General features: G+C 65.4%; 12 protein-coding genes. 3 read left to right on the top strand and 9 right to left on the bottom strand.

Annotated elements, in window-relative coordinates; genetic code table 11:
• Window positions 1-7: 7 nt before the first annotated feature.
• Both N2605_RS05360 and glpD read right to left on the bottom strand, forming a co-directional pair.
• Complete coding sequence (locus N2605_RS05360) at window positions 8-1,084, bottom strand: ABC transporter ATP-binding protein (RefSeq protein ID WP_057026248.1); 1,077 nt, start codon at window positions 1,082-1,084, stop codon at window positions 8-10.
• Window positions 1,081-2,631: a glycerol-3-phosphate dehydrogenase gene (gene glpD, locus N2605_RS05355; protein WP_260345993.1), complete on the bottom strand. Its 1,551-nt coding sequence runs from the start codon at window positions 2,629-2,631 to the stop codon at window positions 1,081-1,083. Before glpD ends, N2605_RS05360 begins: the two co-directional genes overlap by 4 nt.
• A 227-nt stretch (window positions 2,632-2,858) precedes the next feature.
• Here glpD and N2605_RS05350 point away from each other — a divergent pair, with 227 nt between their 5' ends.
• Together N2605_RS05350 and N2605_RS05345 are read left to right on the top strand one after the other, a co-directional pair.
• Window positions 2,859-3,143, top strand: a complete 285-nt coding sequence (locus N2605_RS05350; RefSeq protein ID WP_260345992.1) for a type II toxin-antitoxin system Phd/YefM family antitoxin — start codon at window positions 2,859-2,861, stop codon at window positions 3,141-3,143.
• Window positions 3,140-3,565: a type II toxin-antitoxin system VapC family toxin gene (locus tag N2605_RS05345; RefSeq protein ID WP_260345991.1), complete on the top strand. Its 426-nt coding sequence runs from the start codon at window positions 3,140-3,142 to the stop codon at window positions 3,563-3,565. The genes N2605_RS05350 and N2605_RS05345 overlap by 4 nt, the downstream gene beginning before the upstream one ends.
• A 3-nt stretch (window positions 3,566-3,568) precedes the next feature.
• Here N2605_RS05345 and N2605_RS05340 read toward each other — a convergent pair whose 3' ends face one another.
• Both N2605_RS05340 and N2605_RS05335 read right to left on the bottom strand, forming a co-directional pair.
• A complete protein-coding gene (locus tag N2605_RS05340) occupies window positions 3,569-4,414 on the bottom strand; it encodes a DeoR/GlpR family DNA-binding transcription regulator (RefSeq protein WP_036013860.1) in 846 nt (281 codons plus the stop codon).
• 106 nt (window positions 4,415-4,520) lie between these two features.
• Window positions 4,521-5,207 carry an HAD family hydrolase gene (locus N2605_RS05335; RefSeq protein WP_260345990.1) on the bottom strand — a complete coding sequence of 229 codons (687 nt, stop codon included), beginning with the start codon at window positions 5,205-5,207 and terminating at the stop codon, window positions 4,521-4,523.
• Window positions 5,208-5,359: 152 nt separating this feature from the next.
• Between N2605_RS05335 and N2605_RS05330 the strand changes: the two genes are divergently transcribed.
• A complete protein-coding gene (locus tag N2605_RS05330; protein ID WP_036013866.1) occupies window positions 5,360-5,812 on the top strand; it encodes a nuclear transport factor 2 family protein in 453 nt (150 codons plus the stop codon).
• A gap of 249 nt (window positions 5,813-6,061) precedes the next feature.
• Here N2605_RS05330 and N2605_RS05325 read toward each other — a convergent pair whose 3' ends face one another.
• The 5 genes from N2605_RS05325 to N2605_RS05305 form a co-directional block, all read right to left on the bottom strand.
• Window positions 6,062-6,253: a hypothetical protein gene (locus N2605_RS05325; RefSeq protein WP_036013862.1), complete on the bottom strand. Its 192-nt coding sequence runs from the start codon at window positions 6,251-6,253 to the stop codon at window positions 6,062-6,064.
• 232 nt (window positions 6,254-6,485) lie between these two features.
• Window positions 6,486-6,893, bottom strand: coding sequence for an acyl-CoA thioesterase (locus tag N2605_RS05320; RefSeq protein ID WP_036013863.1), 408 nt, complete (start codon window positions 6,891-6,893; stop codon window positions 6,486-6,488).
• 7 nt (window positions 6,894-6,900) lie between these two features.
• Window positions 6,901-8,997 carry a 3-hydroxyacyl-CoA dehydrogenase NAD-binding domain-containing protein gene (locus N2605_RS05315; RefSeq protein ID WP_260347410.1) on the bottom strand — a complete coding sequence of 699 codons (2,097 nt, stop codon included), beginning with the start codon at window positions 8,995-8,997 and terminating at the stop codon, window positions 6,901-6,903.
• Window positions 8,998-8,999: 2 nt separating this feature from the next.
• Window positions 9,000-10,283, bottom strand: a complete 1,284-nt coding sequence (locus N2605_RS05310; protein ID WP_260345989.1) for an acetyl-CoA C-acetyltransferase — start codon at window positions 10,281-10,283, stop codon at window positions 9,000-9,002.
• Window positions 10,283-12,550: an acyl-CoA dehydrogenase gene (locus N2605_RS05305; protein WP_260345988.1), complete on the bottom strand. Its 2,268-nt coding sequence runs from the start codon at window positions 12,548-12,550 to the stop codon at window positions 10,283-10,285. Before N2605_RS05305 ends, N2605_RS05310 begins: the two co-directional genes overlap by 1 nt.
• Between the last annotated feature and the right edge of the window lie 51 nt (window positions 12,551-12,601).

The following is a 12,601-nucleotide window of genomic DNA, read 5'->3' as shown; positions in this document are numbered from 1 at the left end:
CTCCCTCCTAAGAGCCCGGTGCCGCGACCAGACGGTCGGCGGCATCGAAGACGAAGACATCATTGGGATCGAGCACGGCATCGAGCATCTGGCCCGGCTCGAACTCGTGCACGCCGTGCAGCACCGCCACCCAATTCGATCCGTCGCGGGTCAGATGCACGAAGCTCTCCGAACCCGTGATCTCGGTCACCGTGACAGTGGCGTGGAAGGCGTGACGGTCGGCCTCGCCATTGGCAAGCCCGAGCTGATGGGCACGAAAGCCGACGCGATAGAAGCCGTCGGGCAGACCGGCATAAAGCCCGGACGCGGGCGCTGCACTCCCGCCCGCATATTGGACCATGCCGTTCCCCTTCTCGAGGCCCACGAGATTCAGCGGCGGATCCGAAAACACCTGCGCAACGCGCAAGGTCTGCGGCCGGCGATAGACATTGGTGGTCTCACCCATCTGCAGCGCCTGGCCCTCCCACATGCACACCGTGTTGCCGCCGAGCAGCAGCGCCTCGGTCGGCTCGGTTGTGGCATAGACGAAGATCGCGCCGGAGGCCTCGAAGATGCGCGGCAGCTCCGCCCGCAGCTCCTCGCGCAGCTTGTAGTCGAGATTGGCGAGCGGCTCGTCGAGCAGCACGAGGTCGGCGCCCTTGACCAGCGCGCGTGCGATCGCGGTGCGCTGCTGCTGGCCGCCGGAGAGCTGGAGCGGCGTGCGCTTCAGGAACGGCTCGAGCCGCAGCAGCTTTGCGGCCTCGGCGACGCGCGCCTCGATCTCGTCGCGCGGCTTGCCCTGCACGCGCAGGGGCGAGGCGATGTTCTCGTAGACCGTGAGCGAGGGGTAGTTGATGAACTGCTGGTACACCATCGCGACCGAGCGCTGGCGCACGTCGGCGCCGGTGACGTCCTTGCCGTTGACGAACACCTTGCCCGTGGTCGGCTTGTCGAGGCCGGCGAGCAACCGCATGATCGAGGTCTTGCCTGACAGCGTCGGCCCGAGCAGCACGTTGAGCGTACCGCTCTCGAGCGTCAGCGAGACGTCACGGATGTGCGGCACGCCTTCCACGGTCCGGGTCACGTGATCGAGTGTCACGGTCATGAGCGTCCTCCCGTTTCCAGCAGGGGACTTTGCGCCACGGCATGGCTCCTGATCCAGTCGTCGAGGGTCGCGATCTCGTCGGCAGATAGTCGCAGGCCGAGCTTGGAACGGCGCCAGACCACGTCGTCGGCGGTGACGGCCCATTCGTTGGCCATGAGATAGCGGACCTCGCGCTCGGTTAGCGTGGCGCCAAAGGCCTGGCCGAGATCCGCAGCCGATTTTGCATCGCCGAGCAGCTTGATGGCACGGGTGCCATAGGCGCGCGCCAGGCGCCGCGCATGCTCATGGCTGAGGAAGGGATAGCCGCGCTGCAGCTCGGCGATCAGGCCGTCGATGTCGGATACGTTCATGTCACCGCCCGGCAGCGGCCATTTGCCGGTCCAGCCTTCGCGCGCTTTCGCACTGCGCAAGTAAGGCGCAAGGCGCTCCAAGGCCTCTTCGGCGAGCCTGCGATAGGTCGTGATCTTGCCGCCATAGATCGACAGCAGCGGCACGCCGCCGGGCGTGTCGAGCTCGAACACGTAGTCGCGCGTCGCGGCCTTGGCCTCGCTGGCGCCGTCGTCATAGAGCGGACGCACGCCGGAATAGGTCCAGACCACGTCGGCGGGCGCGACCGGCTTGGCCAGATATTCGCTGGCCGCCTTGCAGAGATACTCGATCTCTTCAGTCGTCGCCTTCACCTTGGCGGGATCGCCGTCATAGTCGCGGTCGGTGGTGCCGATCAGCGTGAAGTCGTCCTGGTACGGGATCACGAAGATGATGCGGCCATCGGCATTCTGGAACATGTAGGCGCGGTCGTGGTCGTAGAGCTTCTTCACGACGATGTGCGAGCCCTGCACCAGGCGCACCTTGGCTTTCGCATTCACGCCGGCGCCGCGGCCGAGCACGTCCTCGACCCAGGGCCCGCCGGCATTGATCAGCGCCTTGGCCTGGATCTGCGAGCGCGCGCCGGTCAGCGTATCGACGATGCTGACGGTCCAGACGCCGTCCGACTGGCGAATCTCGGTGGCGCGGGTTCGGGTGCGGATCTCGGCGCCCTTGTCGGCGGCATCGCGCGCATTGAGCACGACGAGGCGGGCGTCGTCGACGAAACAGTCCGAATATTCGAAGGCGCGGCTGTAGCGGTTCGGGATCAGGGGCTTGCCGACCTCATCGCGCTTGAGATCGACCGAGCGGGTCGCCGGCAACAGGTGACGGCCGCCGATGTGATCATAGAGGAAGAGGCCGAGGCGCAGCAGCCAGGCCGGGCGCAGGCCGGCGTGATGCGGCAGAACGAATCGCAGGGGCCGGATGATGTGGGGCGCGATGCCCCAGAGGATCTCGCGCTCGATCAGGGCCTCGCGGACCAGCCGAAACTCGTAATATTCGAGATAGCGCAGGCCGCCATGCACGAGCTTGGTCGACCACGACGATGTCCCGCTCGCCAGATCGTTCATTTCGCACAGGAAAACGGTATTGCCGCGGCCCACCGCGTCACGCGCAATGCCGCAGCCGTTAACACCGCCTCCGATGATGGCGAGATCGAAAATACGCTCCAACAGACGCATCCCCCGGCGACCGCCCGTTCCATCAAGCGGCTACTTTCGCTTTTGATTAGATCACACCGAAAAACGAAAGCAAGATGAAAGAGAGGCGAAAGGAAGCGAAAGCGGAAGTTTCTTGGTGAGCAAGAGGAGTTCATGTTGGGCAGCGCCACGGCGATTTGGGAGGCACCAGCACCTTGATTGGTCAGCGTCGAGCGATTATAGTCATACTAGTCAAAATGGTTTCCCCTATGGTCAATCGTAACGCTGAACCCGACGCGCTTCCAACGAAGGACAGCTGGACGTTGGCCAATGCCAAGGCGCGACTGTCCGAGGTGCTCGACCGCGCCCAGACCGGCCCGCAGGTCATCACCCGTCACGGCAAGCCGAATGCCGTCATCGTTTCCGTCGAGGAATGGGCGCGCAAGACAGCGCGCAAGGGCACCCTGGCCGAATTCCTGCTGGCCTCGCCATTACGCGGCGTTGACCTTGAACTCGACCGGCTGCACGACACGCCACGCGACGAAGTGCCATGAACCTTTTGCTGGACACCAACGTGCTTTCGGAAGTTCAGCGGCCCGCGCCTTCGCCAAAAGTTGTGGGATGGCTGGATAGGATCGATGAGGACCGTGCGTTCATCAGCGTCGCCTCGATCGCCGAGCTTCGCCGTGGCATCGCATTGCTTGAGGATGGTCGCCGACGCACCGCGCTGGCCGTCTGGCTTGCCCACGATTTGCCTGCGCGGTTTGCCGAGCGCGTCCTGCCGATCGACCAAACAGTGGCCGAGCGTTGGGGTGACCTCATGGCGCAGAGCCGCAAGAGCGGCGTCGCATTGTCCGTCATGGACGGCTTCTTTGCGGCGACTGCGCTGGTCAACGATCTCACACTCGTCACACGCAACGTGAAGGATTTTGCGGCCTTCGGCGTTCCGCTGCTCAACCCCTGGGACGACGCTTAGCCTCTATCTCAGCCGCACCACTGGTGCGGCTTCCGGTGCGGCATCCTGCACCTCGGCCGACGCATCGTCGACCTCCGCGCCCTTCGGCATCGCCTCGACCACCTCGATGCCCTTGCTGTGGCAGATGGTGGCGAGGCGCTCGGGCAGCTCCTGGTCGGTGACGAAGGTCTGGATCTGGGTGATGTGGGCGATGCGCACCGGCGCGCTGCGGCGAAGTTTTGTGGAATCGGCGACCAGCATGACGCTGCGGGCATTGGCGATGATGGCCTGCGCCACCTGCACCTCGCGATAGTCGAAATCGAGCAGCGCGCCCTCCTCGTCGATCGCCGATGCGCCGATGATGGCATAGTCGACCTTGAACTGTCCGATCAGCTGCGTCGCGGTCGAGCCGACCACGGCGCCATCGGCGCGCCGCACCGTGCCGCCGGCGACCACCACCTCGATGCGCGGATGGCGGTAGAGCAGCATGGCGACATTGAGGTTGTTGGTGATGACGAGCAGATCCTCATGCGAGGTCAGCGCGCTCGCCACCTCCTCCGTCGTGGTGCCGATGTTGATGAAGAGCGAGCAGCCGTTCGGGATCAGCGAGGCGGCGGCAGCGCCAATCGCCTTCTTCTCGTCGGCGGCGACGAAGCGGCGCGCCTCATAGGCGAGGTTTTCCACGCCCGAGGCGATGATGGCGCCGCCATGGATGCGGGTCAGCGAACGCCGCTCACAGAGATCGTTGAGATCCTTGCGGATGGTCTGCGCCGACACCTCGAAGCGGCGCGCCAGCTCCTCGACCATGACGCGGCCGGAGGCGCGCGCGATGTTGAGGATTTCGGCTTGGCGATGGGTCAATCCGGTCACGGCAAAGGCCTCAAATCAGAATGATGCATGGTGCGGCGGTTCGCGCCTGCGGTCAATGCGGACGCCGATCACGGTTGACGGATGAAGGTCCTCACCCCGCCATTTCTCACCATGCCATGGCACTTGCAAGACGTGCGAGCAGCGTCGGGTCGTCGAACGCGCTGGCGGAGGCGACCGCGCCTGCTCCAACCAGGTCAGCATGGCTGAGGCTGGTGCGGATGCCGACAGTCGGAATGCCGGCGGCCGTTGCGGACTGCACGCCGGTGCGGGAGTCCTCGAATGCGATCGAGGCTCGCGGGCTCGCGCGGACGAAACGCAGCCCCTCCTGATAGGGCAGCGGATGCGGCTTGCCGTGCGGCAGCTCGGCGCCGATCACCAGCGCCTTGAAACGATGCGTGATGCCGAGTCCTGAGAGCAGCAGCTCGGCGTTGAGACGCGGCGCGTTGGTCACGGCGACCATGGGGATGCCGGCGCCATCGGCGCGGTCGAGCAGCGCCATCAGGCCCGGCAGCGGCGCGATCTGCCCGGCCACCAGCGTGCGGAAGACCTCCTCCTTCTCTTCGAGGATGAGGGCGCGCCGCTCCGGCGCCTCGTGGGGCAGAAAGCGATCGCCGATGGCGACATTGGCGAAGCCCTGCAGCTCGAGGGAGAAACGTGCGTGATCGAAGACGTGTCCGTGCGGGCCGAGCACCTGGTTGAAAGCCTTCAAGTGCAACGGATCGGTGTCGGCGAGCGTGCCGTCGATGTCGAACAACAGCGCCCGGCCCATTCCATCGTGTTTGGTCTCGATCATTTCCGTACTTTCCCAAATGCGCGGCGCATCGATGCTGAAGGCGTATCAATACGGCCTCGATCGCGCAATGACGCATCCACATGAGGCAGGTGACACTCGACAAAGTCGCGTGCGACTGCAACACTGATTGCAAGATCAAAAAGGAGGAAACGATGACGATCAACCGACGGGATCTGGCTCTCTCGACGCTCGCCGTGTCCGCGCTTGCGTTCGCCACGCCGGCGCTCGCCGCTTCGGCAGACGAGGACGCCGTGGCGAAGAGGGTCGAGGCCTTCCGCCTCGCCCAGATCGCGGCCGATCCCAAGGCGCTCGGCGCGCTCTGCGCGGAGGAACTGAGCTACAGCCATTCCAGCGGCAAGGTCGAAGACAAGGCGGCGTTCATCGCCAACGCCACCGACGGCAAATCGAAGTTTCTGTCCATCGAATACAAGGATCCCACCATCAAGGTCGTCGGCCCCGCAGCGATCGTGCGTTTCCACTGGCTGGGCGAGCAGGAGATGGCGGCCGATGGGAAAAAAGTATCGACCAACCTTCACATCCTGATGAACTGGCAGAAGCAAGGCGACGAGTGGAAGCTGTTGTCGCGGGCGGCGACGAAGTTGTGATCACGTCTTTCCCCTCTCCCCTTGCGGGAGAGGGTGGCTTCGCAAAGCGAAGCCGGGTGAGGGGTATCTATCCGCGGATCTAACTCTCTATTGAATTCGCGGAGCCAACCCCTTATCCGGCGCTTCGCGCCACCTTCTCCCGCATCCGCCTTCGCCAAGGCTTCGGCGGACATGAGGGGAGAAGGAAGAAGGCAGCAACATCAAGGGCGGCAAAAAATTCCGACCACGCCTCGCGCGCCGAAATGACAGTTACGCCGCCTCCTTCACGTCGCCATTCACCAGCCTGCGCGCGGCGCGCTCGGCTTCGCGGGCGTTGCGGAAGAGCTGGCCTTCGAGACGGTTGAAGCGGTGCGATGAGGCGAAGAAGCAGTAGCCTCCAGAAGAACGAACGACGATACCTGCGGTCTGCGAATCGACTTCGATGATGTAGCTGTCCGGCATAGTCCGTGGCTTCCTCAGTGCGGGCAAACAACGGCGCTCCCGCCCAAAGGTTCCCAAGGGCATTGCGGCGTTTCCACCCCGAATCGACACGCAATTGAGTACGCCGGGACCTCATCCGTTTTATGACTGGTTCTTGACTGGTTCTTGGCGAAGCCGCGACGATGTGACTTGCTCGTGCCGCGTTCTGCGGCGCTGCAAGGCCTCGCAATATGGGACAGTGCGTCGCGCGCGATTACGTCGCGATCGGCGGATCGTTTCGCTGGATCGCCTGGGGACGGCCGTGGTCGTCGATCGAGACGTAGGTGAAATGACCGTCGGTGACGAGGAACGGATGCAACTCCTTGCGCCGCAATGCCCAGGCCTCGAGATGCACGGTCAGCGAGGTGCGCCCGACGCGCACGAGATTGGCGTAGACCGAGACGAGATCGCCGACATAGACCGCTTTGCGAAAATTCATCGCCTCGATCGCGACCGTCACGGTGCGCGACCGCGCGACCTTCGAGGCGAACACGCCGCCGCCGACGTCCATCTGGCTGAGCAGCCAGCCGCCGAAGATGTCGCCATTGGCATTGGTGTCGGCCGGCATAGCCAGCGTGCGGATGCAGAGATCCCCGCTCGGTCCGGCCGCTTGTTCGCTCATATGGCTCTCACTTGAAATTGTCCCAGCCCGGATCGGGCGCGAAGCGCGCGCCGAATCGTTCCGCCAGCGCGCGCAGAGTGGATACGATGTTCTCCACGCCGCGCGTGCGCGCGTAATTCAGCGGGCCACCGCGGAAGGGTGCATAACCAGTGCCGAAGATCATGGCGCCATCGACCGCGTCGGCATCGTAGACAATGCCCTCGCGAAGCGCCGCGACGCAGACATTGGACATCGGCAACACCAGGCGGTCGATCATCTGGTCGGTGACCCGCGGTCCGGTCTCCGGCAACGCTGCTTTCTCCGCCTTGCCGTCCTTCCAGGTGTAAAAGCCCTTGCCGGTCTTGCGGCCGAGCTCGCCCTTGGCGACCTTCTCGCGCAGCCAGGCCGGCGTCGGCGGCAGGAGATCGCCGAACTTGGTGCGCAGCATATCGCCGACGTCGAGGCAGATATCGAGCCCGACCTGATCGGCCAGCTCGATCGGGCCCATCGGCATGCCGAACTGCTCGGCCGCTTCATCGATCAGGCGCTGGTCGATCTTCTCGTCCAGCATCACCATCGCTTCCAGCATGTAGGGCGTCAGCGCGCGGTTGACGAGGAAGCCGGGCGAGCTCTTCACAGGCAATGGCAGGCGGTCGATCGCTCCGACGAAGGCGAGCGCCTCTTTCAGCACGTGTGCATCGTTGCCGTCATGGCTGACAACCTCGACCAATTGCAGCCGCGACACTGGGTTGAAGAAATGCAGGCCGACCAGCCGCTCCGGCCGCGCCAGCGTGGTGCGCAGATCCTGCAGCGGAATGCTGGACGTGTTCGTCGCAAGGATGGCTCCGGGCTTCATCCGCGGCTCGAGTCCGGCATAGACCTTCTGTTTCAGCTCCAGCTTTTCCGGCACCGCCTCGATGATGAGATCGGCGTTGCGGACGCCCTCGCCGTCCATGTCGGGAATGAGGCGGTCGAGCGCGTCGCGCTCGTCGGTGGGCTTGCGGATGATCTTGCCGTAGAGGTCGGCCGCGCGTTTGACCGCGCCTGCGATCGGCTCCGGCTTCATGTCGGCGAGCGACACGCGAACGCCCTGCCCCGCACACCAGGCCGCGATGTCGCCGCCCATCGCGCCGGCGCCGATGACGTGGACATGCTTCACCGTGTTGCCGGCGCCTGCCGCCTTCTTCATCTGCTCGCGCAGGAAGAAGACCCGGATCAGATTCTGCGCGGTCGGCGTCACCATCAGCTTGGCGAACGAGGCCTGTTCCGCCTTCAGCATCGCGGATTTGCTGCCGCCATGCGCTTCCCAGAGATCGATCAGCGCATAGGGCGCCGGATAATGCTCGCGCGATGCGGCCTTCGCGGCCTCCGCTCGCATGCGCTTGGCCAGCAGGCCGCGCACCGGCCCGAGATTGGCGGCACGCATCAGCAGACCAGGCTTGGCCCGCTTCAGACGGCCGAACAGCGCATCCTTCACCGCGCCCTGGACATGCCGCTCCTGCGTCACGGTGTCGACGAGGCCGAGCGATCTGGCTCGGCGCGCATCGATGGTGCGCCCGGTCAGCATCAGCGCTATCGACTGCGTCGGATTAACGAGCGCAGTGAAACGCGCGGTGCCGCCAAGGCCGGGATGCAGGCCGAGCATCACCTCCGGGAAGCCGAAACGCGCCCCATCGATGGCGATGCGCGCCTGGCAGGCCAGCGCCACCTCGAGCCCGCCGCCGAGGCAGAAACCGTGGATGACCGCGACCGTCGGCAGCCTCAAGGCTTCCAGATGGTCGACCACCGCATGCGCGGCGCGGATGCGCGTCTCCACCATGCCGGGATCGTTGGCACCGCGGAATTCATTGACGTCGGCGCCGGCAATGAAGCCGGACGGCTTTGCCGAGCGGATGACGAGACCGGCGGGGCGCTCGGTCTCGATCGCCGCGAGCACGGCGTCGAACTCCTCCATCACGTCGGAGGACAGGGTGTTGGCGCTGGCATCAGCGCGGTCGAACAGCAGCCAGGCGACGCCGTCTTCATCTCGCGTCAGCTTGAAATGCTTGTAAGGACCATCCGGCGCAGGGCGCGGCCCGAGCTCCAGCACGCGGTCGGCGAGCACGGTCATGATCTTGGAATCCATGGTCATACCGCCTCGATCAGCATGGCGCCGCCGAGCCCGCCGCCGATGCATTCGGTGGCAATTCCGCGCCGCGTGCCGAGCCGCTTCATCGCGTTGACGAGATGCAGCACGATGCGATTGCCGGAGGTGCCGACGGGATGGCCGAGCGAGATCGCGCCGCCGTCGACGTTCAGCCGCTCGCGGTCGATCTCGCCGGCCGCGCCGTCGAGCCGCAATATTTCGCGGCAGAACTTGTCGTCATTCCAGGCGGCGAGACAGCCGAGCACTTGCGTTGCAAAAGCCTCGTTCAGCTCCCAGGTCTCGACGTCCTTGAGGGTGAGGTCGTTGCGCTTCAGCAGCGGCGTCACCGACATCACCGGACCGAGCCCCATGATGCTGGGGTCGAGCGCGGCCCAATGGCTGTCGACGATCGCAGCTTTCGGCGTCAGCTTGTGCTTTGCAACGGCAGCGTCAGAGGCGAGGATCACCCAGGAGGCACCGTCGGTGATCTGCGAGGAATTGCCGGCGGTGACCTGGCCCCATGGGCGTTCGAACACCGGCCGGAGCTTGGCGAGCGTCTCCGCCGTCGAATCCGGGCGCACGCCATCGTCGTGGTCGAAGAACTTGCCGTCGCGGGAAAACGCGGTTTCGACCTCGCCTTTCAGATAACCCGCGCCTTGCGCATGCGCGAGCCGGCGATGACTCTCGGCCGCATAGGCATCCGACTGCGCGCGCGTGATGCCGAAGAGATGGCCGACGACCTCGGCTGTCTGGCCCATGTTCAGCTCGGTGACGGGATCGGTCAGGCCGCGCTCGAGGCCGATGATCGGCTTGAGATCGCGCGGCCTCAGCTTGAACGCCGAGGCGAGCTTCGCGGCCATGCCCTTTGCGGTGGCAAGGCCGGCGAACCAGCGCACGCCGGAATTCGGCCAGACCAGCGGCGCGTGGCTGAGCGCCTCGGTGCCGCCGGCCAAAACCATGTCGGCATGGCCTTCGCGGATATAGCGGTAGGCGGTGTCGATCGACTGCATGCCCGAGCCGCAATTGATCTGCACGGTGAAGGCGACCATGTCCTCGCCCATGCCGAGCCGTAGCGCGGCGACGCGGGCCGGATTCATCTCGTCCGCGATCACGTTGACGCAGCCGAGGATGACCTGGTCGAAGCTATCGGGCGAGAACGGCTGGCGCGCCAGCAGCGGTCGGCCGCATTGCACGGCGAGAGCGACCGGCGTGAACGGCCCTGGCCCCGAACGCGCCTTCAGGAACGGCGTCCGGCTGCCGTCGACGATGAATACCGGTCGTGCCATCAGCTCGCCGCCCTCTGCTCACCGAGTTCCTGGAAGAACTGATGCACATTGACGGTTTTCTTGTAAATCGGCGACAGCGCCTCCGGCGCAAAATCGTCGACCTCTATCACTTTTGTGACGGCTTCGCGGGCAGCGGCGAGTTGCTCGCCCTCGGCTTGCGTGATTACGCCCTTGGTCACCGCCTCCTTCCAGTCGCGGATATGCGCAGCACGCATGCGCCTGGCGATCGCATCCGTCGCCGCGACCAGCTTGAACGCGCGCTCCAGCCGGGCAAAGCCGCCGTCGTCGTCGACATGGGCCAGATCCGGCGTGAGGCGCGCGCGTGCCGCCGACGGCTCCAGCACGATGGCAGCGCATTGGTGCACGATGCGGTCGGACGGGCCGAGCACGCGGGCGCCGAACGGCTGCACCACGAGCCTGAGGAAGCCGGCGACGAAGCGGTTCGGCAGATTGGCCAGGATTTCGGCGAGCCGGTTCTCGATGGTTTTGAACCCGGTCGCCATGCACCATTCCAGCGCGGCAAAATCCTCCTTCTGCCGCCCCTCGTCCTGCCAGCGCTTCAGCGCGGCCGAGAGCAGATAGAGCTCGGACAGGATGTCGCCGAAGCGGGCCGACAGCATTTCCTTGCGCTTGAGCGCGCCGCCGAGCGTCAGCAGCGCCATGTCGGCGCAGAGCGCAAAGGCCGCCGAGTAGCGCGAGAGCTGGCGATAGAAGGGCGTGGCATCGCCCGCATCGGGCACTGGGGCGAATGCGCCAAAGGTCCAGCTGCGACCCATGGCGCGGAAGAGTGTCCTGAAGCTGTGGCCGACATGCTTCCAGAACGCCTTGTCGAACGCGCCGAGGCCGCGCTCGCGATCGGTATCTGCGAGCGCGTTCATCTCGTCGAGTAGGTAAGGATGGGCGCGGATAGCTCCTTGTCCGAACACGATGAGATTGCGGGTCAGGATGTTGGCGCCTTCCACTGTGATGCCGACGGGCACGGCGCGGTGGAGATTGCCCAGATAATTTTGCGGACCGTCGATCACGGCCTTGCCGCCATGAATGTCCATGGCATCGTCGACCGCGGTGCGCATCCGCTCGGTCGCGTGCAGCTTCATGATGCCGGAGATGACGGCGGGATGGATGCCGGCGTTCAGTGCCGCGCAGGTGAGCCGGCGCGCGGCGTCGAGCTGGTAGGCGGTCGCGACGATGCGGGCGAGCGGCTCCTCGACGCCTTCGAACTTGGAGATCGAGATGCCGAACTGCTCGCGGATGCGCGCATAGGCGCCGGTGGTGCGCGCGGCATAGGCGGCCCCGGCGGCCGACAGCGACGGCAGCGAGATGCCGCGGCCGGCGGCGAGCGCCGTCATCAGCATCTTCCAGCCCTGCCCCAGCCGCTCCTTGCCGCCGATGACGTAGTCGAGCGGGATGAAGACGTCCCGGCCCCAATTCGGGCCGTTCTGAAAGACCTGCATCGAGGGCAGATGACGCTGCCCGATCTCGACGCCGGGCAGGTTCGTCGGGATCAGCGCCACGGTGATGCCGAGCTCTTCCTGGCTCCCCACGAGATGATCGGGATCATAGGCCTTGAAGGCGAGACCGAGCAGCGTCGCGACCGGACCGAGCGTGATGTAGCGCTTGTGCCAGTTGAGGCGGAGGCCGACGACCTCGCGACCCTCGAATTCGCCCTTGCAGATGATGCCGGTGTCGACCATCGAGGCGGCGTCGGAGCCGGCTTCCGGGCTGGTGAGGCCGAAGCAGGGAATCTCGCGACCGTCGGCGAGGCGCGGCAGCCAGCGCTGCTGCTGCTCAATGGTGCCGAAGCGCATCAGGAGCTCGCCGGGGCCGAGCGAGTTCGGCACCATCACGGTGACCGCGGCCGCGATCGAGCGGGTCGAGATCTTGCGCACCACTTCCGAATGCGCGTAGGGCGAGAAGCCGAGGCCGCCGTACTCCCTCGGAATGATCATGCCGAAGAATTTCTCGCGCTTGACGAAGTGCCAGACGTCCGGCGGCAGGTCGCGCGATTCCCAAAAGATCTTCCACTCATCGAGCATGGCGCAGAGCTCGTCGACTGGGCCATTGAGGAAGGCCCGCTCCTCGTCCGTCAGCGTCGCCTGCGGGACCTTCAGCAGCTTCGACCAGTCGGGGTTGCCGGTGAAGAGATCGGCATCCCACCAGACGTCCCCCGCCTCCAGCGCCTCGCGCTCGGTGTCGGACATCGCCGGCAGCACGCCGCGCGCCCATGAGAAGATCGGCTTTGTGATGGTGTCGCGGCGGAAGCTCATGGCGGACCTCATGCATCGGCGCGGTTAACAGGCATTTTAGCGGAAATCGGC

Origin of the sequence: Bradyrhizobium yuanmingense (assembly GCF_025200905.1) — a bacterium.
In the GTDB taxonomy this organism is placed as follows: Bacteria; Pseudomonadota; Alphaproteobacteria; order Rhizobiales; family Xanthobacteraceae; genus Bradyrhizobium; species Bradyrhizobium yuanmingense.
The sequence above is the reverse complement of the archived record's forward strand: the minus strand, read 5'-3'. Positions and strand labels throughout refer to the sequence as shown.

Bases quoted from the DNA above. Each gene is read 5' to 3' on its own strand.
- N2605_RS05360 (WP_057026248.1), bottom strand. From the start codon at position 1,084: ATGACCGTGACACTCGATCACGTGACCCGGACCGTGGAAGGCGTGCCG.
- glpD (WP_260345993.1), bottom strand. From the start codon at position 2,631: ATGCGTCTGTTGGAGCGTATTTTCGATCTCGCCATCATCGGAGGCGGT.
- N2605_RS05350 (WP_260345992.1), top strand. From the start codon at position 2,859: ATGGTCAATCGTAACGCTGAACCCGACGCGCTTCCAACGAAGGACAGC.
- N2605_RS05345 (WP_260345991.1), top strand. From the start codon at position 3,140: ATGAACCTTTTGCTGGACACCAACGTGCTTTCGGAAGTTCAGCGGCCC.
- N2605_RS05335 (WP_260345990.1), bottom strand. From the start codon at position 5,207: ATGATCGAGACCAAACACGATGGAATGGGCCGGGCGCTGTTGTTCGAC.
- N2605_RS05330 (WP_036013866.1), top strand. From the start codon at position 5,360: ATGACGATCAACCGACGGGATCTGGCTCTCTCGACGCTCGCCGTGTCC.
- N2605_RS05325 (WP_036013862.1), bottom strand. From the start codon at position 6,253: ATGCCGGACAGCTACATCATCGAAGTCGATTCGCAGACCGCAGGTATC.
- N2605_RS05320 (WP_036013863.1), bottom strand. From the start codon at position 6,893: ATGAGCGAACAAGCGGCCGGACCGAGCGGGGATCTCTGCATCCGCACG.
- N2605_RS05315 (WP_260347410.1), bottom strand. From the start codon at position 8,997: ATGGATTCCAAGATCATGACCGTGCTCGCCGACCGCGTGCTGGAGCTC.
- N2605_RS05310 (WP_260345989.1), bottom strand. From the start codon at position 10,283: ATGGCACGACCGGTATTCATCGTCGACGGCAGCCGGACGCCGTTCCTG.
- N2605_RS05305 (WP_260345988.1), bottom strand. From the start codon at position 12,550: ATGAGCTTCCGCCGCGACACCATCACAAAGCCGATCTTCTCATGGGCG.